Annotated in this window: 4 protein-coding genes; all 4 read left to right on the top strand. The window is 46.5% G+C overall.

Annotated features, from left to right (window positions below):
- The coding region (locus AB6E08_RS23190; protein WP_372160339.1) for a Mu-like prophage major head subunit gpT family protein at nucleotides 1-228 on the top strand (228 nt) is incomplete at its 5' end.
- Between the two features lie 53 nt (nucleotides 229-281).
- On the top strand, nucleotides 282-530 hold the full coding sequence (locus AB6E08_RS23185; RefSeq protein WP_372067393.1) for a hypothetical protein: 249 nt from the start codon (nucleotides 282-284) through the stop codon (nucleotides 528-530).
- Between the two features lie 2 nt (nucleotides 531-532).
- Entirely contained in the window at nucleotides 533-1,093 is a 561-nt protein-coding gene (locus tag AB6E08_RS23180) for a hypothetical protein (RefSeq protein ID WP_372067396.1), read from the top strand.
- 38 nt (nucleotides 1,094-1,131) lie between these two features.
- Nucleotides 1,132-1,776, top strand: coding sequence for a hypothetical protein (locus tag AB6E08_RS23175; RefSeq protein WP_372139997.1), 645 nt, complete (start codon nucleotides 1,132-1,134; stop codon nucleotides 1,774-1,776).
- Nucleotides 1,777-1,792 lie beyond the last annotated feature (16 nt).

Below are 1,792 nucleotides of genomic sequence, written 5' to 3'. Positions count from 1 at the left end.
TCGAAAGCTGCGCTGACTGAAGCGAACTATGAAGCGGCAGTTCAATTGCTTGGTGGTATGAAACGTGCCGACGGTGTCCCCCTTGGTGTTCGCCCTACCACGCTTGTGGTTGGTTATGCGAACCGTGCGGCAGCGAAGAGGTTGATTGAACGAATGCTCATCGAAGGCGGTGATACCAACGTGTATTTCCAAGACGTAGAAGTGATCGTTTCTCCATTCATCGCTTAACCAGCAACACAGATTGGCGGTAGCAATGCCGCCAACCTTTAGGGATTTATGCCATGACTGTAAAAGTTGAACTTAATCTAAACACTTGGACGCTTATTTCTTCTGCTGCGGCGGGTTATATGGACAACCAAGCAGGCAGCGTTGTGAAGTACCGTGTTGAAGACTCAGCACCATCCGATGCTGAAACGTTTGGGCACCAACTGAAGCTTGAAAAAGGCATTGGTTGGTCTCGCGCTGTAGCGAAAAATATTTACGGAAGAACGGCCAGTTCAACAGGCGATGTCATCGTTACGGAAGGTTAAGTATGTTTTTTGAAAACTCACCACTGATAAGTCAAAGCGCTTCGCCATTGCCAGTTGATAGCTTGATTATGCGTGCAAGCTTTGTGTCTCAAGGAAGTACGATAAAACAAACACTGTCTACTGATGATATTCCTGAAACCATTCTTTTTAATAAAGAATCCTTACCGTCTCAAGATATTACCGTTGACTTGGTTACTGGTGAGGTAACAGCTGTAAAAGACTTTGCAGGAATGGCAACTCTAAGTGTCATCGCTTTAAGAGAAGGTGATGGTGGTGGCTCACCGTTGTGGGGGGTTTTTGTTGAAGTCTATGACTCAGGCTCAGGCCAGTGGATAGCAGCTGAAGACAGCTTAAGACCAATATCTTTAAGTCGTGATCTAGAAGACGAAGTTCGCCCTATCGATTACACGTTGTCTGTTGAAATCTCAGCTGGTCAGAAGTTTCGGTGGCGTCATTACACCACAGATGCAAGCAAGAATATCTCGATAGTGGCGTATGCACCATCAAATGGAATACCAGGCTCAGCGGCTGCAATTATGAGTTTCTGGGGCATTAAACCGTAATTTAATCGCCATTAAATATTCGTTTAAAGGAGTTCACAGTGAGTGGAACTAAAAAATCAACAACTGGAAAAGTTGGAAAAGTGGAAGGAAATCCCTCCACCGCTAAAGCGGAAGCCGAACAGAAAGCACTCGACAACGCCGATGCTGAATTAAAGGCCGAAGAAGAAGCTAAGGTTGAGCGAGAGCTTCCTGAAGTCAACACACCAACACCGATGCCTAAAGTAAAGTCGGCAAAAAATGAAAGTTCATCTCAATCAGAGCCTGATTCAATGAAGCCTGAAAAGGTGGAGAACGACAAGCCGGAGCAAGAAGCGTTGATGGCGGGCACTGAAACCAAAGAAGGAAAGGCAAGTGAGCAAGTGGATTCAAAGAAAGATGATGTGGTTCATCCTGGGGATGGCGTTGACGCTATCGGTATTCTTGGCGCTTTCAAAGTATGCGCTAAATCAGATGCTGGGTTTTGGCGCTCAGGCGTTCAGTTCCATCGTCTCCAAGAAAAGCTGGTGCTTGTGGTGGAACAAGAGCCGGATGCGTCTACGCGAGTTCATGCGAAAGATCATGAACCAGAGTGCGTGGTGTTCCTCTCTCCTGAAAAGGCGAAGCGCGTACACGACGAGCCGCACCTGACGGTCGAAGTTGTTGAACTTGAAGACGTACTCGATCTTCAAGACATGCAGCAATAACGTTTTTAAAAGGTAG

This window comes from Vibrio sp. 10N.247.310.24, assembly GCF_041467175.1.
Classification (GTDB): domain Bacteria; phylum Pseudomonadota; class Gammaproteobacteria; order Enterobacterales; family Vibrionaceae; genus Vibrio; species Vibrio tasmaniensis_A.
The sequence above is the reverse complement of the archived record's forward strand: the minus strand, read 5'-3'. Positions and strand labels throughout refer to the sequence as shown.

Coding starts and splice junctions, on each gene's coding strand:
- AB6E08_RS23180 (WP_372067396.1), top strand. CDS start 533: ATGTTTTTTGAAAACTCACCACTGATAAGTCAAAGCGCTTCGCCATTG.
- AB6E08_RS23185 (WP_372067393.1), top strand. CDS start 282: ATGACTGTAAAAGTTGAACTTAATCTAAACACTTGGACGCTTATTTCT.